We start from the raw sequence: 24,598 nt of genomic DNA, 5'->3' as shown, positions 1-24,598 counted from the left end.
GGGCGGGTGTGACAGACAGACAAATTGCTCGTTAGGTATGGCTTGTGAACCAAGAATGTAGCAAATGTCTTATTCACCAATTCCGGGCTACACCCTATTAATGACCTTAACCCCGCCCCCGGAGCCACCACTCGCCCCGGAGGCGCCCCCCGAACTGACCCGAACTATCCTAGGAATCGTCCAGGTGGCACTCGAGGCTGCCTTTGGGATGCGAGATGTCACTAGTTTGCCCAAGAACCGTTTCGCACAGAGATTGCGTACCCAAATCACCGCCTTCCTGCGCTCGGGCGCCCCGCGCGGCCCGGTTCGGCTGCAGCGGATCGCCCACCAAGGTGCGCAGTGCCCCAAGCCCCGGTTCGCCGATCCGCTCGCTATCCGCGTGATTGCGGCAATGGAAGTGCACGGTGCCGCTATCGTGGGCGAGAAAAACCAAAAGACGTTTGCCGGCCGACTCGAGATGTCGGAGGGCAAACGTCAGTGGGTGTTGGTCAGCCTACGAGTTTTTTAGGCTTCTTCTGGTCCAGAGGTACGCAGTTGGTCTGGGCGTGGGCCAGTTGGCGCACCCAAGTCAGCTGCGTCCAACTTGCCATCGCCGTTGATGTCTACAGATCCGGCTTCCTCAACCTTTGGCAGGAACTGTTGGCGCAGCAAGAACAGCTGGCGGACGGTTTCTTCCTTAATGCCGTCTTTCATGGCGTTGAACATGTCGCCACCCTCGCGCTGGTACTCGACCAGCGGATCGCGCTGTGCCATGGCACGCAGGCCGATGCCCTCCTTGAGGTAGTCCATCTCGTAGAGGTGCTCGCGCCACTTCTGGTCCACGACGTTCATGATGGCAACGCGTTCGATGTTGCGCATTTGTTCGTCGCCAGCAACTTCCGCCACCTTGGACTCAATGTTGGCGTAGATCGCCTTTGCGTCCTCGATGAGTGCGGTACGGAGGTCCTTCGCGGAAAGCTCACCGGCAGCTCCGTACTGGGTGCCGTCGATAAGCGACTTAGCCGACATCGACGGGCCGTAGAGCGCCTCCAGTGCGTTCCAGAGCTTATCCAGATCCCAGTCCTCAACGTAGCCGGTTGCCGTGGCACCGTTGACGTAGTCGGTGATCGTGTCTTCGATCATGGACTGCACCTGTGCCGAGACGTCTGCGCCTTCGAGCACAGAGCGACGCTCAGCGTAGATAACCTTGCGCTGCTCGTTCATGACTTCGTCGTACTTGAGCACGTTCTTGCGCATCTCGAAGTTCTGGGACTCCACCTGGGTTTGCGCGGAGCGCACGGAGTTGGTGACCATCTTCGCGTCGATGGGCTGATTGTCTGGGATGTCCAGGCGGTTCATCATGTTTTCCAGCATCGGGCCCACGAAGCGCAGCATCAGGTCGTCGCGCATCGAGAGGTAGAAACGCGTCGTACCAGGGTCGCCCTGACGGCCGGAACGGCCGCGCAGCTGGTTGTCGATACGACGCGAATCGTGGCGCTCGGTACCCAGAACGTAAAGGCCACCAGCCTCACGTACCTGCTCTGCGAGTTCGGTGGATCGCTTCTTGACGCGCTCGATCTCGCCATCCCAGGCAGCCTCGTATTCTTCCGGGGTCTCCACTGGGTCCAGGCCGCGTTCGCGCAGGTAGATATCAGCCAAAATATCTGGGTTACCGCCGAGCACGATGTCGGTACCACGACCGGCCATGTTGGTGGCAACGGTCACGGCACCCGGCAGACCAGCCTGTGCGACGATCTCCGCTTCCTTTTCATGGTGCTTCGCGTTGAGCACATTGTGCTTGATACCTCGGCGCTGCAGCAGCTGGGAGAGGTACTCCGAACGCTCGACAGATGCGGTACCGACCAGCACTGGCTGGCCTTTTTCGACCCGCTCCGCGATGTCATCAACCACGGCAGCGAACTTGGCTTCCTGAGTCTTGTAGATCAGGTCATTTAGGTCCTCGCGCTGGTTAGGGCGATTGGTTGGAATCGGCATCACGTTGAGCTTGTAGATCTGGTGCAGCTCGGAGGCTTCCGTCTCCGCAGTACCCGTCATGCCAGCGAGCTTGTCGTACAGACGGAAATAGTTTTGCAGGGTGATCGTCGCTAGGGTCTGATTCTCATTCTTGATCTCCACCCCTTCCTTCGCTTCGATCGCCTGGTGCATGCCTTCGTTGTAGCGTCGACCATCGAGCACGCGGCCGGTGAATTCATCCACGATCAAAACTTCGCCGTTGCGGACGATGTAGTCCTTATCGCGGGTGAACAGCTCTTTCGCCTTGATGGCGTTGGTCAGGAAGGACACCAGCTGAGAGTGCTCCGGGGCATACAGGTTAGAAATGCCAAGCTGATCTTCGACGAACTCGACACCCTCTTCCCGGATGCCGACGGTGCGCTTGCGCTCATCCACTTCGTAGTGGATGTCGCGCGACATGCGCGGCACAATCGTCGAGAAGGCGTTGTACCACTCGGTGGAACCACCGGCTGGGCCGGAGATAATCAGCGGAGTACGCGCTTCATCGATGAGAATCGAGTCGACCTCGTCGACGATGGCGTAATGGTGGCCCCGCTGCACCAACTCATCGAGGGAGTGCGCCATGTTGTCACGCAAGTAGTCGAAGCCCAGCTCGTTGTTCGTACCGTACGTGATGTCCGCGCTGTAAGCTTCTCGACGCTGTGGCGGAGTCATATTCGACAGAATCACATCCGTCTTGAGGCCGAGGAATCGGTGCACACGCCCCATCCACTCAGCGTCGCGCTTAGCCAGGTAATCGTTGACCGTGACCACGTGCACGCCCTTACCTTCCAAGGCATTGAGGTAGGCCGGAAGCACACAGGTCAGGGTTTTGCCTTCACCGGTGCGCATCTCAGCGACGTTACCGAAGTGCAAGGCAGCACCGCCCATAATCTGAACCTGGTAGTGCTTCTGCCCCAAGACACGCCACGAAGCTTCGCGAGCTGTGGCGAAGGCCTCCAGCAGCAAATCGTCGAGCTTGGCGCCGTTTTCAATGCGCTCCTTAAACTCCGTGGTCTTGCCCTTGAGCTGCTCATCGCTCAATGCGGCGTACTCGTCCTCCAAGGCGATGACCTTATCTGCAATACTTTGGAGGTTTTTAATAGCACGGCCTTCACCGAGGCGAAGAATCTTTGAAAATCCGAACACGGGCACGTAGTCCTTACAGGTACTTTGGGGTGACTTACAGTTAATCTCTGCCTATTCTACGCGCACGGCTACCGGGGCGAGTCAATTGATCAACTCAACCGGGGTTCTCCTGGGATTTTTGCGACTACAAACGCACCGCTTGCAACCAACCATCTCGATTGAGCCACACGGGCTCCACTCGTCCCGTCATGGGAAGAAGGGTTAACTAGAGAAAACCGTCTCTCGGTCGATGTGTCGCGGGCCGGGCCTTTTAGGTTCTTGCGGATGGATCTTCCTGGAGCTACACAGGTGATAGCTAGTGCCTCCGAAGTAGGAGTACTACCTCTGTCGGCTCTTATTCATCAAAAAACGCTCATCTACTTAGGAGTACTATCACGGAAGTACTCCATAACATTCGTGCAGCAGATCCCGACAGCCGACGACACACCAACCGAGACACTCATTTCTTTACTTAACCCCGAAAAAGCCACCGTCGTCAACGACAGTGGCTTCGGTTTTCACCTGTTAGGGGCTACTTCTTTTCTTCAGTCAAGGAGATCAGACCGTAGTCGAAAGCGTGACGGCGGTACACCACGGATGGTCGTCCATTCTCCTCATTAATAAAGAGGTAGAAATCGTGTCCGACCAGCTCCATCTCAGACAACGCATCGTCAACAGTCATTGGAACAGCAGCGTGCTCCTTAGTGCGGACGATCTGACCAGGGGTGACATCCTTAACGAGGTTCTCGTATGGATCCACATCAAATTCGCCAACCTGATCCTGCGCCTTGTTGGCTTCCGCGACCATTTCCGCTGCTACCTCACCAGCGCCCAGCGGTGCACGGTGGCCGGAGCGGGAAATGCTGCGACGTTCCTTCACCTTGCGCAGGGAACGCTCCATCTTGCCCAAAGCGGTTTCCAGCGCAGCGTAGAAGCTATCTTCCTTCGCCTCGGCGCGGGCAATGTGGCCCTTACCGGTGGCAGTGATCTGGATACGATCTGCATGAGCTTCTCGACGAGGGTTTGGCTCATGCTGCAGTTCGACGTGGAAGAACGTGAGAGTTGGGTCGAGGCGCTCGATCTTTGCCAGCTTGGACTTTACTCGCTCAGCAAAATGCTCCGGCACTTCGACGTTACGTCCGGTGATGCTGACCTGGGCGTCAGGGCTCAGGATGTTGTTGTCAGCAGGGGTAGTCACGGTGTACCTCCCGGGGTATTGAGTCATCGCACATTGTGAGCGGGATTACTCACAGCGTCCACGATGACGTTCATCAACTACATCTCTAAGAATACTCCTGGTCATAACCTTTGCGCCATAAGCCCCCGCTTATCCGTTAGGCACGCTAAGCATGCGAAATCGCTAAAGCACCAACCACCTGCACATTCGCCGCCATAAGCACCGCGGCCGTCGCAGCAATGGTGGCGCCAGTGGTCACAACATCATCCACGATGAGCACCTTTCGCACCGGGATCCGCTCCAACTTGACCCCACCACTCAAGTTTTTTCGACGAGCCGTCGCATCCAATCCGACCGAATCGCGAACCTGACTTCCGTGCACTACCGCGGCACACACAGCAAGGCCCGATGCCCTCGCCACTAAAGTCACCGGGTCTCCGCCCCGCAGGCGCGCCGATCGACGTCGCGTCGGCGCCGGCACCAGATCTAATTCTGCTGGCTCTGGCAACTCTCCCCGGGCCGCTAAGAATTCCACCCCTGCCGCCAACACAGGGCCGAGGAAAGCTGGTACGTCGCGACGTCCCCGCTCTTTCATTCCCAATACCAGCGCTCGATGAACACCGGCATAGGGGCCAAATGACCACACTGGAATGTGTGGGTCCACGCGGGTGAAAATACGTTGCGGGGGCCTTGCCAGGTGGCGTCGACAAGCGGGGCATAATGCTTCGCCCGGCGCGCGGCAGCCGGCGCAATGCTTGGGCAGAAGCAGCTCGATCACTTGGCTACCACGGGGGCTAGTCGTTGCCCTTGCAGGCCAGGGACTTCTCGCCAGAAAGCATTGCTCGTGGCATTGACGGGAAGTTGCAGCACCGATCGAGAGTCGGTGGCATATATCGCCGTAGAGCTAGCGGAGATTGCAACGACCGGAGCTGCGATATTGCTTGATGGGAGGGCCGTGAGTGCAGAGCCGTCGGACTGTAGGTGCCAGACCGGAGTCTCGCGATCCGAGGTCCCGACAACCAAGGACCCATCGATCTGCCAGTCCAAGGTGAGGGCGGTGCCGCCAATCGTCGGTGCGAGCTCACGAACATTAGCCACCTTGTATTGGCCGGGTGACGGATGCTCGACGACACCCAGATACACGCGACCGTTGATGATCACCGCCACGCGAACGCCGGTGTAGGACAGTCGCAAAACGGAGATCAGTCCTTCGATCCCTGCGAATCCGTTGGAATCCACCTCAGTCTGCGACAACTCACCGGTCGAGGAAGACCTCGCAATGCGGGCAATTTTTCGACCATCCAGTACTGTCCAGACACCAGCCCCGGCTGGCTCGAAGGATGGGCGGCTGAGCGTTTTCGCTTCTACTGACTCCTTCATCGCTCCGCCCAACTCGCCAACGAGCAACTTTGAGCGCTTTTCGTCGTTTTCCCCCGTAGTGCGCACTGCAGCAACCAAATTCGAACGGGCTTCCAGATCCGCGGATTCGATGTCACGGGCGAGCCCCAGTTCACCGGCGACGGGAACTGTGCCACTCGCGTCCACTTTGACCATCGCACCATTGCCCAGGCCATGCAGTGGCGAACCGGCGCCCGCGGAAGCCCCGGGGTTGAACTCTGCCACATCTTCAAGGTCTAGGCGCCGCGTATTTTCAAGAATGGGAGTGCCATCCACCTGAACGTTGTAAGGACCAGGAACGCCCGCGCGGGCCAAGGTCCACGCCACTTGGGCAGCGAAGCGGTAACGACCTTCCTCACCAAGGTCACCGAATCCTGAAAAGCTATAGACCCCTTGACGGACTCCGGAGAACGTTGCCCCGGCGGGCAGGTAGGTCTTGACACCGCCAGCGAGTTGCTTTTGCGGTCCTTCGAGCAACAACGACAGCAGCGCAGTATCGACGGAGACGTTGCCGTTGTATACCCATCGGCGGTCCCCTACTAGGGTCTTGTCCAGACTATCGAGGAAATAGAGGTTGTACGGCTGGTAGTTGTTGCGCAGCTCGGAACGCTCAATCGCTACTCCCGGGGGAAGGCCGCTGATGCGCCACTCGCCGTCGATACGCTCCATGGTTATTGTCGCTTCGTAGGCTCCATTTTCCGGCGAGTACACCCCACCGGGACCAAGGGAGCCCACCACGGTTCCGCGCACATTAAAGCTGCGTTTGTCCTTTTCGGCAACCCCGGCAGAATTGATGTCGATGCGATCCAGAATCAGCGTGTTGGCCTGCGAATCCCAATTTTTGGCCATCTCAGCCGTGAGAAAGGTTCGTGCTTGTTGGTGTCGTTGGGTGGGTTTTACCGACGCGGTGAAGAAGTCTCGCAGCAACAGATCTGGTTCCTGGCCCGCTGCTGGCTTGATGTTGTCTTCTGTCGGGCTCGCGGGCACATAGGTTCGCAATGCCTGTGGCGCGGAGTCGGACGGCAAGGAGGTGCAACTTGCGAGCACGAGGCTGGCCACACATGCAGGCGCACAAAGCCGTTGCCAAATTCGGGGTGCCACTTAGTCCTCCTTCGCCTTATCGACGTCGTGATGGTGCGAAACCGGGATGAGGATCATGCCTTCGTCCTCCGCGGTTTCGATGGCGACCACATCGGGATGAATCAACGGAATTGGGCTTTCCTGATATGGCTGACCTGGACGAACTGGCAAAGTTAGCCGGAATCGAGACCCAATTCCCAGCTCACCTGAGGCTTCTAGTGCGCCACCGTGCAAGCTTGCGTCCTCGGAACTAATTGCCAACCCAAGCCCTGTACCGCCCGAATGGCGCTTGCGGGAAGGATCGGCGCGCCAGAAGCGGTTGAACACCAATTCTTCCTGACCAGGCTTCAATCCAACACCATGGTCGGTGACGGCAATCGCGACGGCATCATCACTAGTTGCCAGCTGCACGTTAATTGGCTTTCCCTCAGAGTGGTCAATGGCGTTGGCAATGAGGTTACGCAGAATGCGCTCGATCCTGCGGGAATCAATAACCACGTTGACCGGCTGCTCTGGCAGCTCGAACTTGACGTCCACATTGAGTTTTTCGGCGAGGTGCTGGACTTGCTGCCACGCAGCGGTGATACACGCTCGAATGTCGACTTGCTCTTCGGAAAGGTCGGCCACCCCGGCATCGTGGCGCGAGATTTCCAGCAAGTCCGCCAAGAGAGCCTCGAATCGATCGAGCTCGCGCACCATCAATTCGGAAGCACGCTTGGTGTAAGGGTCGAGTTCGTCCGCATTGTCGGCGATCATATCTGCAGCCATCCGGACCGTGGTCAGTGGGGTGCGCAGCTCATGCGAGACATCCGAGGTGAACTGGCGCTGCAGGTCGCCGTATTCCTCAAGTTGATCAATCTGCTTGGAGAGCGATTCCGCCATGGCGTTAAAACTTAAGGCCAGACGCGCCATTTCGTCTGAGCCTTCCACCACCATTCGTTCGCGCCGGTGTCCAGCAGCAAACCGCTCTGCAATGCGGCTCGCGGAACGCACAGGGGCCGTGACCTGCTGAGTCAACAACCAAGCAATGCCTACGATGAGGACCAACAACACCACGCCACCAGCGGCGAAAAGTCCTCGGATCAGCGCTAGGGTGGATTCTTCGCTCACCAGGGGCATCACCAGATAGATTTGCAGCCCGGAGATGTCAGCGTTGGTGGGACTACCAATGACCAGCGCTTTGTACGCCCCACCGTCTGGCTTATTAAACGTGGCAAACTGATAAGAAACTTGCCCTTGGGAAACGAAGAATCGGAGCCGCGCTGGGATCTCGTACCCTTCGGGTGAACTGGTGACTTGCCCATCTGGGTTCTCCACCACGAGCACCGGTTCGTAAATCGTCTCAGTATTTCCCGAGGTGGTGTAATTCGTCAACGAGGCTCGCGCAGAGTTCAGTCGCGACTGCAGGGAGTTCGACGGCGCGGAGGTCGCGATTTGCCTCTCGACGACCGCCCGCGCCCGATCAATCTCATTGCTCGCGGTTTCCAGCTTGCTGTCCACCAGCCGCTGAGCCACGATACTGATGAGTGTCAACCCGAGGATAAGCACCACAAGTGTGGAAGACACCAAGATAGAGCCGATCACGCGGACCTGCAGCGAAGTCCGCCATTTTTCGGCTAGTTGTTGGGCTGTCTTCTGGACGAAATCCATATCTATGGAGGCTTATTCTCCAAAGCCAGTTTTGTAGCCGACACCACGGACCGTCAGCACGATCTGCGGATTTTCGGGATCCTTCTCGATCTTGGCGCGCAGCCGCTGCACGTGCACGTTCACCAGGCGAGTATCCGAGGCATGCCGGTAGCCCCAGACCTTTTCTAGCAACTCTTCACGAGAAAAGACCTGGCGTGGCTTGCGCGCCATCTCCAACAGCAGATCAAACTCCAGTGGCGTCAATGGGATCTCTTCGCCATTGCGACGCACCAGATGACCAGGGACGTCGATAGAAAGGTCGCCCACTTCCAAGTACTCGCTCGGTTCGTCGTCGGTACGGCGCAGGCGGGCCCGGATCCGCGCGACGAGCTCCTTAGGCTTAAAAGGCTTGTTGACGTAATCATCTGCGCCAGATTCCAGGCCAAGGACCACATCCACTGTGTCGGTCTTGGCAGTCAACATCACTATCGGCACCATTGATTCCTGGCGGATAGCTTTGCAAATGTCCACGCCGTTCATCCCCGGCAGCATCAAGTCAAGCAGTACAAGATCAGGCTGTTCGCGTTCAAACGTAGCGACCGCCTCGCCACCGTCCATCACCGCAACAGTGTCAAATCCCTCTGCTTGCAAGACGATGGTGAGCATCTCTGAGATAGCCGGGTCGTCATCAACCACCAAAATCTTCGCGTTCGTCATGCTGATCAACCAATTCCTAAATAAGTGGAAAGCTAACTAAAACTCGTTCTACATTTTCACTATGCCGTATAAAGGCACGAGTGTCTTGCGTTTCAGACTTGATAACTCTTTTAACTCAGCACACGCAAGATATCAGCGGCTACGGCGTCGGGTTGTTGTCCCGGCACCACGGAGAACCATCGCCCCTGCCAGTGGGATTGCGCCAGGCGTCGATAAGCCTCAGCCGTGCGCGCCTGCAAGTCAGCGTCACTTTCGTAGACATCCCGGGTGCGGCTACTATCTAGCGCTTCTCGACGCTGGGCCCGGTCAGCAGCTACCTCCACGGGAGTATCTAATAGGACCTGCAAATCCGGCCGTGGCAGGCCAAGCAAGGAAAATTCCAGCTCGGCGATCCAATCGGCCATGTCCGGTTCCTGGGTACGGGCTACCGAGTACGCAGCATTGGATGCCACATAGCGGTCGAGGAGCAACACCTCGGAGCTCGTGGCAGCGCGCTGCAATTTCTCCAACGCAGCGTGGCGATCTAAAGCGAACAGTGTGGCCATGGCATACGCACTGTCAGTGAGATCCCCCATCTGACCGTAAAGCGCTCGGGAGGCTAGCTGCGCAGGAATCGACGATTCATACTGCGGAAAGGCAAGGGTTTGCACCTCTTGGCCAGATTTTCGCAGCACCTCGACGACGGCGGTGGTCAAGGTGTTCTTTCCGGCTCCGTCGATCCCTTCAATAGCGATGATCATCGACTATGCCAACGCTTCGAGGTAAACCTCAAGGTCTTCTTCGGTATCGGCATCCTCAAGCACAGTAGCAGCGGTCTCCCGCAGCCCCGCGGAGCCCTCCCCGATGAGTTCGCGAACAAAAGGATAATTTTCCGCAATCTCCCCAGCCGTAAACGGAGCCCCCGCCCAAATCGCTGCGATCGTCGCAGCCAAGAGGCCATTGGCCTTTTCTTCGTCGCTCACATGATCTTGCTTGGCGACGAGGTTAACCGCGTCTTCAACTGCCTCGACGATATCCTCCGCATCCAGCGCGGTGAGATCGTCCAAGAAATCGGAATTAAGTTCGTCGGTAAAAATGGCGACGTCCCAGGCTCCCATTGTTCTCCTGCCTCAACTTGAGTTGTGCGCCCACTAGAGATTTCTTAGCGCGCTATTCCTTCGCCCGCGATATTAGCGTGTTTTCCCACGACGTTGCGAGGGACATCAGATTACAGTGTGCAATCCCACCTCGGCACTGATTGCAATGCTTAGCAGAAAGCAATCAAAAAATTTGCAAAAACCTTTGAAACATGTCTTTTCTAATTGTTGGGGCCGTGCTATCGTCGAGTTCGTTATAGAGTTGTTACCCAATGAGCGCAAATGTGCTAGTAACTTCATTGAACCCGCAGACGATGTAACAATTATTTGTCGAATAAATCACTTGAGGAGCCTCATCAGTGAGCACTAACGCCCGCAGTTTCGTAGCCTTTGTTGCTACTGGCTGCCTCGCCGCGGGCGCAATCGGGTGGGGAGTGTGGAAAGCCTCCGCACCCGAGCACATCGAACCATCTGCGAGCACCGCTACATCGAACCAGAGCTCAAGCATCAGACAAGCTGATGCAACCAGCGCAGTCGACCAGTCCACAACTACCACGCCTTCAGAACCTTCGGAGCCGGGATCCCAGAGCTTGGATCTCATAGCTAATGATCCCCTGCTCGCCCCCAACGCATACCTGCCGCCTTCGGGGCTTTCTCAGCGTGCCACTCCAACCCGTGTGTTCACCCCGCGCACGTCGACGACAGCGGGAGCGGTACCATCACAATCCCCGACCACTAGCGTGCCTGCCAGCACTTCACCACGGCCAACGACTACTACGTCTCCGTTCGCCACCGCGCCAGAAGCGCTCACCGAGCCGAACACATCGCGCCCGTCGACTCAACCGCAGCCACCAAGCTTGGAACCGCCGACGGAGACGACCTCAGCGCTCCCAGGCAGCACCACTGACAACAATGATCCAACTACAGTGGTTACCTCAGTTGAGCCAAGCCCGATAGCACCAACTCCAACAGTTCTGGCTCCTACGTTGGCGCAACCGCAAACCAGCGCAGAAGTTCCAACAACTGTCCAAGAGCCGATGCCTGCCACACCATCGACCAGCGTTGCTACGACCACACCAACCACCGCGGCGAGAGTGCCCGCTGAACCTACTCCGCTTTCTTAACGCGCTTTCTTACCCCACTTCAGCGAGGAAAACGGTGGCTTGTCCGCCAAGCGGAGTGGCCGTGACCTCCGGATCTTGGGCTGCAATCCACGCTGCATCCCCAGGCGACAGCACAACCGTGGCGTCGCCACATTTGGCCTCCACTTTCCCGGCAACCACCAAGAGGATTGCTGGGCCGTGCGCGTCGACGAGGAAAGATTCAGTGTTCGTCGCGGACCTTAGCTGAAACTCGTCCACCGGGGTGGCATACCGTGACCAACCCGCGACTTTATCTGCTTCGACCTGGGGAGATTCCAGGGAACTAAATTTCAGGATGCGCACTAGTTCTGGTACGTCGACATGCTTCGGGGTCAAACCGCCACGAAGGACATTGTCAGAATTGGCCATGATTTCCACACCGAGTCCATTCACATACGCATGCAACTGCCCCGCATCCAAGAATATGGCCTCACCAGGCTGCAGGGTGAATTTGTTCAACAACAGCGCGCCGAGAACGCCAACGTCAAAGGGGTAACGCTCGTGAAGCTGAACGATATTTTCGAGGGCTTCCGTTTGCCAGGGCTCCAATTTCCGAGAAAGTGCAGCATTGATTGCTACCAAAATTTCGGAAATGAGCTGCTCACGAGCCATCGTAGGGATGGTGATCCAGGTGGTAAAAAGCGCCCGGAGGTCATCTTCTTCTCGGCTGCCTTCGCCACCGAGCATGGACAAGTAGCGTTCCAGCTCAGCACAGTTCAGCAGGTGCAGCAGTTCCAACGTCTTGGCAAGTGGCCGAAAGCCCGCCATCGCTTCGAACTCAGTCAAAGCGACGATCAGTTCGGGCTTGTGGTTGTCGTCCTTGTAGTTGCGTTGATCAGCGCCGATAGCAATGCCTTCGGCATCTTCCCGGGCGAATCCTTCGCGGGCCTGCTCAAGTGAGGGATGGGCTTGGAGTGAGAGCGGTTCCGCCGCGGCAAGTAGTTTCAGCAGGAATGGCAGTCGATCACCGAAACGGGCGCGGACATCCGCACCGAGCTGGCTTTCAGGGTCAGCTGCGATGATATCCACCAACGGCTGCTCCCCAATCAGAGCAGAACCGGCAGGGTGCGCCCCGAACCACACCTCAGCTTCAGGGCGTTGTGTCGGGACTGCTTCACCTCGAAGCGTCGCAATCAGTTCCCTTGAACCCCAAGAGTAATGACGAACGCTACCCGTAAGCAGCTCCATGTCGTACCTTTCTGGTCAATCAGTCAAAGCAGTGACCGCCAGGCCTCGGACCAAGAGTCGAAACACTTCTTCGTGGCGGCTAGCTGCCGGTGGGGTGCATTCCTGCACAATAGCCTGAGACGAGGCTTGGGCATGCGCTCCCCAAACAACGACTCTCAAGGGTAACACTTCTGCTGGTCCGTCCTCGAACGGGTCATAGAAAACGTCTGGCGCAGCCTGCTGCAGGCGCGGTAGGGCCTGGGGCAAATCCGAGATAGACAGTGCCGCGCTCAACAAACCATGCGCGGTCCAATACGTAGCCAAGAGCCGCGCTAAAGCACCGTGTCCGGTGTGGAGGATTCGGTGCCCGTCGAGTGACTCCCGCAGTTGCTGGGCCAGATTCACTGAAGGATCACGGTCGGGAGCTACTCGAGTAAGTTCGTCATCGACCGCGTCGGCAAGCTCGTCGAGCTGCTCACTAGCGCACCGCACCCCCAGCTGGACCAGCCAGCTCACCCCAAGCACCGCCGCACACACCTGCGAGATTGCGACCTCCGGCGAGTTCGGCAGACCAGGGATGATTGTTACCCGGTCTGAGGCATCATCGATGAGCGGGGCGCCAGAAGGCGCGATGAGCAAAGTCGTCGCGCCCCGCCCGCTTGCCGACGACAAGGCGTGCTCAAGTTCTAAGTCTGTACCCCGCTGCGACACGACGAGGACGACGTCGAGCGGACCCACGTAGGTCGGCAGCTGTGTCGCCACCACAATCGGGAAATCGAGAACCCCGAGCTCAGCCAGCGCCAGCTCAGCCGCGCTGCGCGCTTCGTCATCGGGGGCAAGAACAACGAAGCTTCTTAGTTGAAAATGTTCCAGCTCAGCACAGTCAGCAGAGCGCAGAAAGTTAGCGATGCTGCGCAGATGCGCCCCAGAATGTGCGATGTCATAGAACTGAACTGCGGCTGGATCATACATCGCTGCTCCTAAGCTCGGATTACGGCGAGAATTTCTGCTGTCAGATCGTCTACTTCTGCTGCGGTCGGCGCCTCGACATTAAGGCGCAGCAGAGGCTCGGTATTAGAGGCCCGAACATTAAACCACGCCTTAGTACCCCGAAGCTCAACGGTGACTCCATCCAGCCGATCCACCGATTCAATACGGTCAGCGAAGTGCGCCAGCACTGCTTCAGTTCGGTCTTCTTGGGCCTGTTTGGAAGCAAGCGTCGAGTTGATCTCGCCGGAGGCTTCGTAGCGATTGTATTCCGCCATCATCTCGCTGAGTGGCTTTTCTTGCCCGCCCAGGGCCGCCAGCACATGCATCGCGGCCAGCATCCCCGAGTCCGCATTAAAGAACTCCGTGAAGTAGTAATGCGCGGAATGCTCACCGCCGAACACGGCTCCCTCATCGGCCATTGTCTTCTTAATGAACGAGTGTCCAACTCGAGTCCGCACCGCACGACCACCATTTTCCGCAATGATCTCGGGCACAGACTTCGAAGTAATCAGGTTATGAATGATGGTGGCTCCCGGCTTCTGCGCCAGGTAGCGCTCTGCGACGATCGCGCAAATTGCCGACGGGCTTACCGGCTGGCCCTTCTCATCGACCACAAAACAACGGTCTGCGTCACCATCGAAAGCCAGGCCGATATCGGCGCCGGTTTCGACGACAAATTTCTGCAAATCCACCAAGTTCTTGGGATCCAACGGGTTAGCCTCGTGATTAGGGAAGCTACCATCGAGCTCGAAATAGAGTGGGAAGATCTCCAGCGGCAAGCCAGCAAGGACCGCAGGAACGGTATGTCCACCCATGCCGTTCGCGGCATCGACGGCCACCTTCAGCGGTCGAATTCCACGCAAATCCACTAATTCGCGCAGGTACTGGCCGTAGCCTTCGAGCACATCTTTCTGCTCGATCGTGCCAGCCGGTCCGTCGAAAGGCTCGATTCCGGCCACGAGCTCGTCGATAATGCGAGCCAAGCCTGAATCCTGGCCGACCGGGCGAGCACCCGAGCGACATAGCTTGATGCCGTTGTAGGCCGCGGGATTGTGCGAGGCCGTAAACATCGCTCCTGGGCATTCCAGGACTCCAGAGGCATAGTAAAGCTCATCCGTGGAGGTCAGGCCAAGGTAGGTAACGTTGACCCCCTGGGAGTTCACGCCCTTGGCAAACGCCGTGGAAAGCTCGGGAGACGAATCACGCATGTCGTGACCAACGGCCACGACGGTGCTGCCGTCCTCGCGCATCAGACGTCCAAATGCTGCACCAATGTCGTACATGAAATCGGCGTCTATGCCGTCTCCGACGATGCCACGCACGTCGTAGGCTTTGATGACCGCTTCGACGGATTCACGGGAACGAGGTTGTGCTGTGGGCATGGGTTAGCTAGCTCTCCTTAGGGAGTGGAAGAAAATACCTGTCCGATTGTACTGGTGTTAGTCTTTAGACTCATCTGTGACCACGTACAAGTGCGCACGCCGACGTCCCCGTTCGGCTGCTTTGTGTTGCACCCGATTAACGGGGTGGTTGCGATTATCGATGTGATGAGGTTGAGCGGTCCCTGGCGGCGGCGGATCCATGATCAGTCCGGAAGTCTTGGTGCCCGCCTCGCGGACCGCTTCTGCAAGCGCAGTCAGGTCATCGTCGTCCCAGTCGGCGTCGTCCAGGTCAGACCCAACGCGGACTAGCTCCCAGCCCAAAGGGGCGGTAATTTTCTCTGCGTGCTCGAGACAAAGATCCCAGCTGTGCGGTTCGCTATTTGGAGCAAGCGGGCCGATGACTGCGGTGGACTCGGCGTAGGCATACGTCAAGGTAGCGACAGCGGGTTTGCCACAACCCGGGCGGCTGCATCGTCGAAAATTGCTCACCCGGACAAGTCTAGACCTTACATTGAAACTTTGGAAGCGATCTCGCCTCGGCGTGCCTTGCCAAGCAATGCTCTTCCCGCAGCTTAAGGTAAGAAACTATGGAACTTAGCGTAACCCGGGATCGTCATGGCAGAGGCATGCGTGGACCTTTTGTACCCCAAGCCACTCCCCGGTACCGCACTCGCAGCCAGAAATTTGACGCGGCGGTTCTCGACGCCTACGCCCCTCTCGCCGCGAGGTTTCAGCAACAGCTCCACAACTTAGACGTTGCGGTAGACACCGTTCCCCGCATGCGATTGAGCGCCGACACCACGGTGCTTCCAGATGAGATTGTCGCCGACGGACCAGTTCCACTGGGAAGAGTAATCCCGGCTGGAGTGGATCGTCGCGGACGCCCTACGCGGCCACGGATTGTGATTTTCCGCAAACCCATCGAACAGCGATACGTCAGCGTGAGCGAGCGTACTGAGATCCTCAAAACGGTGCTCACTGCGCTGGTGGCTAACCACCTCAATATTGATCCACTGGACATCGACCCAGATTTCCAGTGGTAAATGAACTAACTAGCCGATCTGCTTCTTTAGGCGTCGGCGCTCACGTTCAGAAAGTCCACCCCAGATTCCGAATCGTTCATCGTGCTCAAGAGCAAATTCCAGGCACTCATCGCGCACAGAACACGCCTGACAGATCCGCTTGGCTTCCCGAGTGGAACCACCTTTTTCCGGGAAGAAAGCTTCCGGGTCTGTCTGTGCGCAAAGCGCTTGATCTTGCCATTCTTGTTCAACCGCGCCAAAGAGAGCGTCAAAGGGAAGATCCGCGCCTAAATCTAGGCCTGTGCTCACGCCACGGGAAGTAGCGTCGTTCGCAACAAATTCCATGGACGCTCCTCCTTCACCGTCGGTAGTGGTTACAGAAAACTAATTTATAGGCTGTTGGGCCTTGACTTACACATTTGTGATTACACACGCATCACTAGATATCGTCAACCCGATCGCCAAGTTTTTACAGCCGAACCCACCTTTCCCCACGTCAGTTTTCACATCAGTAACATATGAAACATCGGGCGCGGGGAGGGGGTATCGTGCAGGGGTACTACATGTAGTGGCTCTACCTGTGCAGCAAGACAAGGAATTAAGCGTCCGGCGAGAAACGAACGCCATTGTCCGGGATCTCGACACCCGGCCACACGCGCATGCCACCTTTAAGCTCACAACGCGCACCGATTCGCGCACCGTCGCCAATGACACAGTCGCTAATTCGCGCGTTCGCACCGATGGTCACACCGGCGCCAATGATCGAGTTTTCAATAATCACTCCGGGCTCAATCCGCACCCCGTCAAAGACCACGGTTGCATCCAGACGCGCCCCGGCGCCAATCTCCGAGCCTCGACCGATCACCGTGCCACCGAGCAGCAAGGCACCATCATGAACGCCGGCAGACTCGTCAACAAGGCTCTCGCCCGTTCGTCCAGCAATCACCGGAGACGGAGCGATGCCACGAACGAGGTCTGAGGAACCGCGCACGAAATCATTCGGGGTGCCCATATCGCGCCAATACGATTGATCCACGTGACCAAAGACGCGCAGACCATCTTCAAGCAAGCGCGGGAACGTCTCCCTCTCCACGGAAACTGGGCGCCCGGCAGGAATCGTCTCAATCAACTCACGCTTGAACACGTAAATGCCGGCGTTGATCTGATCCGTAGGAGGATCTTCCGTCTTTTCCAAAAATTCGAGAACACGACCATCAGCGTCGGTTGGCACACAGCCGAAAGCGCGCGGGTCAGCCACCCGAACCAGGTGCATGGTGAGGTCCGCATCTTTGGAATGATGCGTATGCAGTACCTGAGAAAGGTCAGTGCCACCCAATACGTCTCCGTTAAACACCATCACAGTGTCATTGCGGAGTCTGTCGTACACGTTTCGGATCCCACCACCGGTGCCCAGCGCGGTTTCCTCCACCACATACTCAATTTCCAGCCCGAGGTCAGCACCGTTGCCAAAGTAGTCTTCGAACACTTCGGCCTTGTAGGACGTTCCCATGACCACATGGGTAATACCAGCTGCCTTGATCCGGGCCAAGAGGTGTTGCAGGAACGGCACGCCGGCCGTCGGCAACATCGGCTTTGGAGTAGCAAGCGTCAACGGCCGCAAGCGCGTTCCCTTGCCGCCCACGAGGATCACAGCATCAGTGTGCTGCCCGAGGGAATTCTCTTCAGTCATAGTCCCAAATTTACGGTTGTTCGACATGTTTCCCCGCTCACGACACCCGAAAACTTGAATCATTTACCGACGTCGACGACGAGCGCAGGCGACCACTAATTCGGAACGAGCCTTCAACCCCAACCACAGCAGTGCTCTAATCGGGGCCTGCCACCAGTCGGCATGCCGATCAGCTTGGAATCGATAGGCGCTTTGATGATGTACCGGCAGCATCAGCTCCGGGACTTCCCCAGCGACGTGCCCTTGGGCATGGGTGATTACTGACGAAGGACAAAACACATTCAGCCAACCTGCTTTACCCAGCCGGTCGCCTAAGTCAACGTCTTCCATGTACATGAAGTAGTTCTCGTCAAACCCGTCAACTTGCAAGAATGCATCCCAGCGAAGCAGAATACACGATCCACTCAGCCAACCAGCGGGACGTTCCACATCCATGTCCGCACTGTGACGATAGGCTTTGGACCACGGATTTTGTGGCCACACGGCCGAAAAGATCGCATGTCCGATACCATTCGCCAAGGTCGGAACCGCCCGGGCCGAAGGGTAAGGAGAACCGTCCGATTCCCGAATAAAAGGCCCAATCGCCCCCGCGCGTGGCCAGCGACGTGCGCAAGCGAGCATCGCATCAATGGACCCAGGCTCAAATACGACATCTGGGTTGGAGACCACAAAGAACTCATCGTTGATTTCGCCCGCTTCTCGACGCGCGATGAGCTCCCGAACCGCCACGTTGACCGCGGTGCCATAGCCAAGATTGCCGCCGGTAGGCAGAAAATCCGCCCATGGATACCGCTCCGCCGCCGCCTCCGGGGCGCCATCGGTTGAGCCATTATCGGCCATAATTACGATGGCAGAATCCGCGGTGGCAGCCTGCACCGACTCAAGAAAGTCAGTGAGATACTTACCCGGAGAATAGGTCACGGTAACAACTGCGATGGGGGCATTCACAACTGCCAGAGTCTACCGACTCAAAGTGACAATGTTTTGCTGCCCCACCGTTAATGTGTAGGTATTTTGCTCCGAAAATCACAAGACCCGCTGCCATAGTTACTGATCTGACTCACCACTAACCTAAAGTCAATAGAAGTAAAGCTGCATTCCCTTAAAGTCGTTATAAAGAAAAGTGCTGTTGTTCCCCATGACTGATAAGCGTCGACAAGCCCGCAAACTGCAGGCAGCCCCGCTCTTGAACACTACGGTTACTCAAGCTGGATCTACGCCGGCCCGGGTCGTCCTCGCACTGCTGTCTGCGCTCGTCCTGATTATTTCCGGCGCAGGCTACGCCTCGGTTGGACGATTGGGTAACGATGTCGCATCTGCCGGCGGGCTGTCATTGGGCGGAGGAAGCAAAGGCACCAAAGATGCCAAAGATGGCGCCACCGACATATTGCTAGTGGGTTCGGATTCGCGTTCCGATGCACAGGGCAACCCCCTCTCTCCAGAAGAAATCGGAATGCTTCGTGCCGGTGACGAAGAAAACGACAATACCGACACCATTATGGTGATCCGCATCCCCAATGACGGTTCCTCAGCTACCGCCATTTCCATCCCGCGAGACACTTACATCCACGACGACACCATGGGTAACATGAAGATCAACGGTGTCTACCGCGCGTACAAGGATGCCCGTCGAACTGAGCTTTCTCAGGGTGGGCTGACCAACACCCAGAAATTGGATCAGCAGGCTACCGAGGCCGGGCGAAAGGCTCTGCTTGATGCGGTCGCCAAACTCACGGGGATCACCGTTGACCACTACGCCGAAATCGGTTTGCTGGGATTTGTGCTATTTACCAATGCAGTTGGTGGCGTGGAAGTCTGTCTCAACGAAGACACCCAGGATGAATACTCCGGGGCGAACTTCAAGAAGGGTCGACAAACGCTCGAGGGCCCCGATGCACTTTCCTTCGTGCGCCAACGTCACGGGCTGCCACGCGGAGACCTGGACCGCATCGTGCGACAGCAGGCCTTTATGGCTTCGCTAGTCAATAGAGTCCTGGCAACCGGTACGCTCACGAATCCTGCGAAGCTCAACAGCTTGGCCAATGCAGTGCGACGATCCGTGGTGATCGACCAGGATTGGGACGTCATGGGTTTCGCTACCCAATTGCAAAACCTGGCTGGTGGCAACGTCAAGTTCGACACCATCCCGGTGACCTCGATCGATGGCACAGGAGATTACGGCGAATCGGTTGTCACCGTGGACCCGGTCCAAGTTCGAGCATTCTTTGACACTTTGCTGGGGTCGAAATCCACGGCATCGGCTAGCCCAACGGTGTCAGCCGGAACGTCGGCCTCGCCGAGCAACGTTGCTGGTGTCAGCCTGCACATCCTCAACGCGACTCCCACCACCGGTTTCGGCGCTTCCGTGGCCGCACCACTCAAGGACGCAGGTTACCGCGTCGCGGAAGTTGGTAATGCGCCACAGGGATTGTATTCCCAGTCCCAAGTGGTGGCCGCTGACCCGAACAACCCTAAGGCTATTGAACTCGCCACGAAGTTGGGTGGCGTGCCGGTGACCGCCTCACAGTCTTTGGATAGCGATTCGCTGGTCGTCGTGGTGGCGGAGGACTACGCCGGCCCACGCTCCACTGAGCCCCAAGCCACCCAAGCTCCCGAAGCTAAGGTAGTGGGGCAGCCCGGCGGGGACTTCGGCCAGCAAATCGACGTCTCCCCCAAGCTCGATGCCGGTGGCGACGGCCCGCGCTGTGTGAACTAGTACCCTGGTTCGCATGGAACTGCTGCGCCATCTCCTTAACGAAGACCCCTCCCGACCCCGGTTGACGTTTTACAACGAAAGCACTGGGTCCCGGTTGGACTTTTCAGCTACAACCCTCGACAACTGGGCCGCGAAAGTCGCCAACATGCTTGAGCAGGAGTTTGACCTGCAGGCCGGTGCCGACATCGGCGTAAGCTTGCCGACGTCCTGGCAGTCAGTAGCCATCATCTTGGGAGCACTCGCCGCCCGAATGAACATCCATGTGGATTCCACCGCAGTTGACATCCTATTTTGCGGCGTAGACGCAATTGCCGAGGACGCCCCGGCAGATACTGTAGTGGTCACGGACGATCCCTTCGGACGCGGAGTAGCCGAGCTCGGCCTTGAACTTCCCGCTGGATCCGTAGATTTCGGACCAACGGTCCGCTTCTATGGCGACCAATACATCGGCGACTCTCCTGCCCTCCCCGAGGTTATCCCCCCGGCAGAAACCGCAGCCCGAGTACTGTCGACGTCCATCTCGACCTGGCCCAAACTCGTTTCCTCCGTACTCAGCCCGCTCGCTGCCGGTGGCTCCGCAGTCGTCGTCGTGGGAATGAGCGACGTCAACCGGCTGAGTCACATCGCGGACGTTGAAAAAGTCGACGTTATCCTCTAGCTGGCGTGGCCGGCTGGCGTGGCTAGCGAAGGGGCCGGCCGGCTGGCGTGGCCGGCTGGCGTGGCTAACGAAGGGGCCGGCCGGCTGGCGTGGCTAGCTGGCGTGGCTAGCCAGGAGGCTTCAAAAGCGCTACATCGTCCCCTCGTGGTCGTCAGACTATCTAAAACGGCCAAAAACGTCGAAAAATGGGACATCTGCGTAGTCCGACTACCGCGAGGGGACGACATAGCAGGTGTGCAGCCTAATCTGCTTGCAGCTACCAGAGCACCCCAATGCCCCACACCTCCAGCCACCGGAGCACCCCAATGCCCCATACCTCCAGCCACCGGAGCATCCCGATGCCCCCCTCAAATAGCCCATAACCAACAGCACCCACCAACGCCACGCTCCGGTCCGTACACTGAGAGCGCCCCCGCATCTACCCCCGAAATACGGCGAAACATCACAAACCGCCCATGAATGCGTTCTGCGTCGCTAAGTTCAGGTGTAGTCCCCTGAAACGGAAGGTAACTTACTCATGAATTTTGCACGTCGCTCAGTAGGCGTCCTGGCAGCCACCGGCCTGATCGCTGCTGCCCTCACTGGCTGCTCATCCGATTCTGGAAAATCCGAAAGCAAGACTGACTCGGCCAGCAACTCCGCTCGTGGCAACATCACTTTTGCCATGGGCAAGAATGATACGGACAAAGTTAAGCCGATCATCGAGAAGTGGAACGCCGCGCATCCCAACGAAAAGGTCGAGCTAAAAGAACTCGCCGGCGAGGCTGACGCGCAGCGCGACACCCTTGTTCAGTCGCTCCAGGCCAAGAAGTCCGACTACGATGTGATGGCTCTCGATGTCATCTGGACCGCCGACTTCGCAGCTCACCAGTGGCTAGCTCCACTGGAAGGCGACCTCAAGGTTGACACCTCCAAGCTGCTCAAATCCACCGTCGAATCTGCAACGTACAACGGCAAGCTCTACGCGGTGCCACAAAACACCAATGGCCAGCTGCTGTACCGTAATACCGAGCTCGCAACACAGGCCCCACAAAAATTCGATGACATCAAAGCCTCATGCGCCCAGCTCTCCGGCCAAGACTGCCTCACCCTGCAGCTCAAGCAGTACGAGGGCTTGACGGTGAACACTGTTGGCTTCATGGAAGGCTGGGGTGGCAAGGTTGTTGACACCGACGGGAAGACGCCAAAGGTTGATTCCGAGCAATCTAAGGCCGGTCTGCAGGCGCTGGTAGATGCCTACAAGGACGGCACGATTGCCAAGTCCTCCATCTCCGCAACTGAGGAAGAAACCAACCTGGCCTTCACTGAAGGCAAGACGGCCTATGCAATCAACTGGCCATACATGTATTCCAATGCTGAAAAGGGTGCGCTGAAGGGCAAGTTCGAGGTGCAGCCACTCGTCGGTAAGGACGGTGTCGGCGTGTCCACCCTGGGTGGCTACAACAACGGCATCAACATCAACTCCAAGCACAAGGCCACGGCCCGCGACTTCATCGAATTCATCATTAGCGAGGAGAACCAAAAGTCTTTCGCTGATAACTCCTTCCCACCAGTGCTGGCATCCATCTACGATGACCAGCAATTGGTGGAGAAATACCCTTACCTGCCAGCTTTGAAGAAGTCACTTGAGGCTGCATCCCCACGCCCAGTTTCGCCGTTCTACCCAGCCATCTCTAAGGCGGTTCAGGACAACTCCTACGCAGCTCTGACTGCGGGCAAGAGCGTTGACGACGCCACGCGCGACATGAAGGCTGCTATCCAAAACGCCGCCAAGTAAATCGCGAATTTGTCTCAGGAAGGGAAGCCTTTGTGCTTCCCTTCTTTCGCTATTCTGCAATACTCTAAGTCACAAGCTGGCTAAAAAGTGGGAAGGACCTCACCACCTTGAGTGCGAGGAAGAGGAAGACGTCGACAAGCGCGCTGGTGCTTATTGCACCTTCGCTTGCGGTATTAGCGGTGGTCATCGGCTACCCGATCGTTCGGGCTATCTGGTTGTCGTTTCAATCGGATAAACACTTAGATCCCGCCACCGGCGTGTTCGTTGAGGGTGGCTTCGCCGGAGTGCAGCACTACCTGTACTGGTTGACTCAGCAATGTGGGGACATGACCTGCCCGCCCGGGGTCATCGCCACCGATTTTTGGCCCTCACTGCGGATTACCATCTTCTTCGCCTTGGTCACCGTGGCGGTTGAAACGGTTCTTGGCATGTGGATGGCCACGGTGATGAACCGCGACTTCAAAGGACGTGGCCTACTGCGTGCCGCAGTCCTCGTGCCGTGGGCGATTCCCACAGCTGTCACAGCGAAGCTCTGGCAGTTCATTTTCGCCGACCATGGCATCATTAACTCGCTTTTGGGCACGAACATCGGATGGACCACCGACCCATGGGCTGCCCGCACTGCCGTGATCATCGCCGACGTCTGGAAGACCACCCCATTCATGGCACTGCTCATCCTCGCGGGCCTGCAGATGATCCCCCAGGATGTCTACGAAGCCGCGCGCGTCGACGGCGCGTCGAAGTGGCAGATCTTCACCAAAATCACCCTTCCGCTGGTCAAACCAGCACTGATGGTTGCGATACTGTTCCGCACCCTTGATGCCTTGCGTATGTACGACCTGCCGGTGATCTTGATCAGCTCCTCTTCCAACTCTCCCACCGCCACCATTTCTCAACTGGTGGTCGAAGACATGCGCCAAGGGCACTTCAATTCGGCCTCCGCGCTATCCACCTTGGTATTCTTGCTGATTTTCTTCGTCGCTTTTGTGATGATTCGCTTCCTCGGCGCTGACATTTCTGGAAGGGGAAAAAAGTGAAGGCTTTCCGTAACTACCTGGGCGTAGTGCTCATTTTGATTTGGGGTCTGGCCCCGTTTTATTGGATGCTCGTCACCGCCTTTCGCGATAAGTCGCATACCTTTGACACCACGCCGTGGCCAACACATGTAACCCTCGAAAATTTCCGAGAGGCGCTTGCTACCGACAAAGGCAATGATTTCCTGGGGGCTATTGGCAATTCTCTACTCGTAGGCGCGGTGACTACCATCCTGGCAGTGACCGTGGGCGTGTTTACAGCCTATGCGCTCGCGCGCCTCGAATTCCCCGGCAAAGGGATCGTCACCGGCATCATCCTCGCCGCATCGATGTTCCCTGGTATTGCGCTGGTCACGCCACTGTTCCAGCTCTTTGGTGACCTCGAGTGGATCGGCACCTACCGAGCGTTGATCATCCCAAATATCTCCTTCGCACTCCCGCTAACCATCTACACCCTGGTGTCGTTCTTCCGGCAGCTACCGTGGGAGCTCGAGGAAGCTGCGCTTATCGACGGCGCCACCCGCGGCCAAGCCTTCCGCCTCGTACTTCTACCGCTGGCCGCCCCGGCGCTGTTTACCACCGCGATCTTGGCGTTTATCGCTACCTGGAACGAATTCATGCTGGCGCAGCAGCTCTCCACCAACGCCACCGAACCTGTGACCGTGGCTATCGCTCGGTTTTCCGGGCCAAACTCCTTCGAGTATCCGTATGCCTCGGTGATGGCCGCTGGCGCGCTCGTGACGGTGCCTTTGGTCATCATGGTGCTGATTTTCCAGCGTCGTATTGTTGCCGGCCTGACCGCCGGCGGCGTGAAGGCTTAAGC

At 57.6% G+C, this 24,598-nt stretch carries 23 protein-coding genes; 7 read left to right on the top strand and 16 right to left on the bottom strand.

Annotated features, from left to right (window positions below; genetic code table 11):
• Positions 1 to 64: 64 nt before the first annotated feature.
• Entirely contained in the window at positions 65 to 508 is a 444-nt protein-coding gene (locus CEPID_RS03135; protein ID WP_144413430.1) for a hypothetical protein, read from the top strand.
• Here CEPID_RS03135 and secA read toward each other — a convergent pair.
• The 13 genes from secA to CEPID_RS03065 form a co-directional block, all read right to left on the bottom strand.
• The gene (secA, locus tag CEPID_RS03130) at positions 505 to 3,141 is read right to left on the bottom strand and encodes a preprotein translocase subunit SecA (protein ID WP_047239725.1); all 2,637 of its coding nucleotides are present in this window, start codon (positions 3,139 to 3,141) and stop codon (positions 505 to 507) included. The two genes, CEPID_RS03135 and secA, sit on opposite strands and share 4 nt — an antisense overlap.
• Positions 3,142 to 3,652: 511 nt before the next feature.
• Entirely contained in the window at positions 3,653 to 4,318 is a 666-nt protein-coding gene (gene hpf, locus CEPID_RS03125) for a ribosome hibernation-promoting factor, HPF/YfiA family (RefSeq protein ID WP_047239724.1), read from the bottom strand.
• A gap of 145 nt (positions 4,319 to 4,463) precedes the next feature.
• A complete protein-coding gene (locus CEPID_RS03120; RefSeq protein WP_083984488.1) occupies positions 4,464 to 5,072 on the bottom strand; it encodes a ComF family protein in 609 nt (202 codons plus the stop codon).
• Positions 5,072 to 6,796, bottom strand: coding sequence for an MtrAB system accessory lipoprotein LpqB (gene lpqB, locus CEPID_RS03115; protein ID WP_236684282.1), 1,725 nt, complete (start codon positions 6,794 to 6,796; stop codon positions 5,072 to 5,074). The genes CEPID_RS03120 and lpqB overlap by 1 nt, the downstream gene beginning before the upstream one ends.
• On the bottom strand, positions 6,797 to 8,425 hold the full coding sequence (mtrB, locus tag CEPID_RS03110; protein ID WP_052843336.1) for an MtrAB system histidine kinase MtrB: 1,629 nt from the start codon (positions 8,423 to 8,425) through the stop codon (positions 6,797 to 6,799).
• Positions 8,426 to 8,437: 12 nt separating this feature from the next.
• The gene (gene mtrA / locus CEPID_RS03105) at positions 8,438 to 9,121 is read right to left on the bottom strand and encodes an MtrAB system response regulator MtrA (protein WP_047239722.1); all 684 of its coding nucleotides are present in this window, start codon (positions 9,119 to 9,121) and stop codon (positions 8,438 to 8,440) included.
• Positions 9,122 to 9,231: 110 nt separating this feature from the next.
• Positions 9,232 to 9,861 (bottom strand): dTMP kinase, encoded by a 630-nt coding sequence (locus CEPID_RS03100; protein WP_047239721.1) that lies wholly within the window; start codon positions 9,859 to 9,861, stop codon positions 9,232 to 9,234.
• Positions 9,862 to 9,864: 3 nt separating this feature from the next.
• The gene (locus CEPID_RS03095) at positions 9,865 to 10,218 is read right to left on the bottom strand and encodes a DUF4259 domain-containing protein (RefSeq protein WP_047239720.1); all 354 of its coding nucleotides are present in this window, start codon (positions 10,216 to 10,218) and stop codon (positions 9,865 to 9,867) included.
• Between the two features lie 244 nt (positions 10,219 to 10,462).
• Positions 10,463 to 10,798 (bottom strand): hypothetical protein, encoded by a 336-nt coding sequence (locus CEPID_RS03090; protein ID WP_047239719.1) that lies wholly within the window; start codon positions 10,796 to 10,798, stop codon positions 10,463 to 10,465.
• A gap of 532 nt (positions 10,799 to 11,330) precedes the next feature.
• A complete protein-coding gene (manA, locus tag CEPID_RS03080) occupies positions 11,331 to 12,527 on the bottom strand; it encodes a mannose-6-phosphate isomerase, class I (RefSeq protein ID WP_047239717.1) in 1,197 nt (398 codons plus the stop codon).
• Between the two features lie 15 nt (positions 12,528 to 12,542).
• A complete protein-coding gene (locus CEPID_RS03075) occupies positions 12,543 to 13,478 on the bottom strand; it encodes a hypothetical protein (protein ID WP_052843334.1) in 936 nt (311 codons plus the stop codon).
• A gap of 8 nt (positions 13,479 to 13,486) precedes the next feature.
• Positions 13,487 to 14,878: a phosphomannomutase/phosphoglucomutase gene (locus tag CEPID_RS03070; RefSeq protein WP_047239716.1), complete on the bottom strand. Its 1,392-nt coding sequence runs from the start codon at positions 14,876 to 14,878 to the stop codon at positions 13,487 to 13,489.
• Positions 14,879 to 14,935: 57 nt separating this feature from the next.
• Positions 14,936 to 15,367: a DUF3499 domain-containing protein gene (locus tag CEPID_RS03065; RefSeq protein WP_047239715.1), complete on the bottom strand. Its 432-nt coding sequence runs from the start codon at positions 15,365 to 15,367 to the stop codon at positions 14,936 to 14,938.
• Positions 15,368 to 15,465: 98 nt separating this feature from the next.
• On the opposite strand from CEPID_RS03065, the gene CEPID_RS03060 reads away from it, so the two are divergent.
• Positions 15,466 to 15,921 carry a metallopeptidase family protein gene (locus CEPID_RS03060; RefSeq protein ID WP_047239714.1) on the top strand — a complete coding sequence of 152 codons (456 nt, stop codon included), beginning with the start codon at positions 15,466 to 15,468 and terminating at the stop codon, positions 15,919 to 15,921.
• 9 nt (positions 15,922 to 15,930) lie between these two features.
• On the opposite strand, the gene CEPID_RS03055 is transcribed toward CEPID_RS03060, so the two are convergent.
• From CEPID_RS03055 to CEPID_RS03045, 3 genes are all read right to left on the bottom strand, one after another.
• Positions 15,931 to 16,245, bottom strand: a complete 315-nt coding sequence (locus CEPID_RS03055; protein WP_047239713.1) for a WhiB family transcriptional regulator — start codon at positions 16,243 to 16,245, stop codon at positions 15,931 to 15,933.
• Positions 16,246 to 16,498: 253 nt separating this feature from the next.
• Complete coding sequence (gene manB, locus CEPID_RS03050) at positions 16,499 to 17,590, bottom strand: mannose-1-phosphate guanylyltransferase (RefSeq protein WP_047239712.1); 1,092 nt, start codon at positions 17,588 to 17,590, stop codon at positions 16,499 to 16,501.
• 63 nt (positions 17,591 to 17,653) lie between these two features.
• Positions 17,654 to 18,538, bottom strand: a complete 885-nt coding sequence (locus tag CEPID_RS03045) for a glycosyltransferase family 2 protein (protein WP_158408016.1) — start codon at positions 18,536 to 18,538, stop codon at positions 17,654 to 17,656.
• A gap of 190 nt (positions 18,539 to 18,728) precedes the next feature.
• Between CEPID_RS03045 and CEPID_RS03040 the strand changes: the two genes are divergently transcribed.
• The 5 genes from CEPID_RS03040 (at position 18,729) to CEPID_RS03020 (ending at position 24,596) form a co-directional block, all read left to right on the top strand.
• Positions 18,729 to 20,306, top strand: coding sequence for an LCP family protein (locus CEPID_RS03040; protein WP_047239710.1), 1,578 nt, complete (start codon positions 18,729 to 18,731; stop codon positions 20,304 to 20,306).
• 13 nt (positions 20,307 to 20,319) lie between these two features.
• Positions 20,320 to 20,964: a TIGR03089 family protein gene (locus CEPID_RS03035; protein WP_047239709.1), complete on the top strand. Its 645-nt coding sequence runs from the start codon at positions 20,320 to 20,322 to the stop codon at positions 20,962 to 20,964.
• 517 nt (positions 20,965 to 21,481) lie between these two features.
• A complete protein-coding gene (locus CEPID_RS03030; RefSeq protein WP_047239708.1) occupies positions 21,482 to 22,741 on the top strand; it encodes an ABC transporter substrate-binding protein in 1,260 nt (419 codons plus the stop codon).
• 107 nt (positions 22,742 to 22,848) lie between these two features.
• Positions 22,849 to 23,778, top strand: a complete 930-nt coding sequence (locus CEPID_RS03025; protein WP_083984354.1) for a carbohydrate ABC transporter permease — start codon at positions 22,849 to 22,851, stop codon at positions 23,776 to 23,778.
• Positions 23,775 to 24,596 (top strand): carbohydrate ABC transporter permease, encoded by an 822-nt coding sequence (locus CEPID_RS03020; RefSeq protein WP_047239707.1) that lies wholly within the window; start codon positions 23,775 to 23,777, stop codon positions 24,594 to 24,596. The genes CEPID_RS03025 and CEPID_RS03020 overlap by 4 nt, the downstream gene beginning before the upstream one ends.
• The last annotated feature ends 2 nt before the right edge of the window (positions 24,597 to 24,598 follow it).

It is taken from the genome of Corynebacterium epidermidicanis (genome assembly GCF_001021025.1).
Lineage (GTDB): Bacteria > Actinomycetota > Actinomycetes > Mycobacteriales > Mycobacteriaceae > Corynebacterium > Corynebacterium epidermidicanis.
This window is presented reverse-complemented; position numbering and strand designations above follow the sequence as displayed.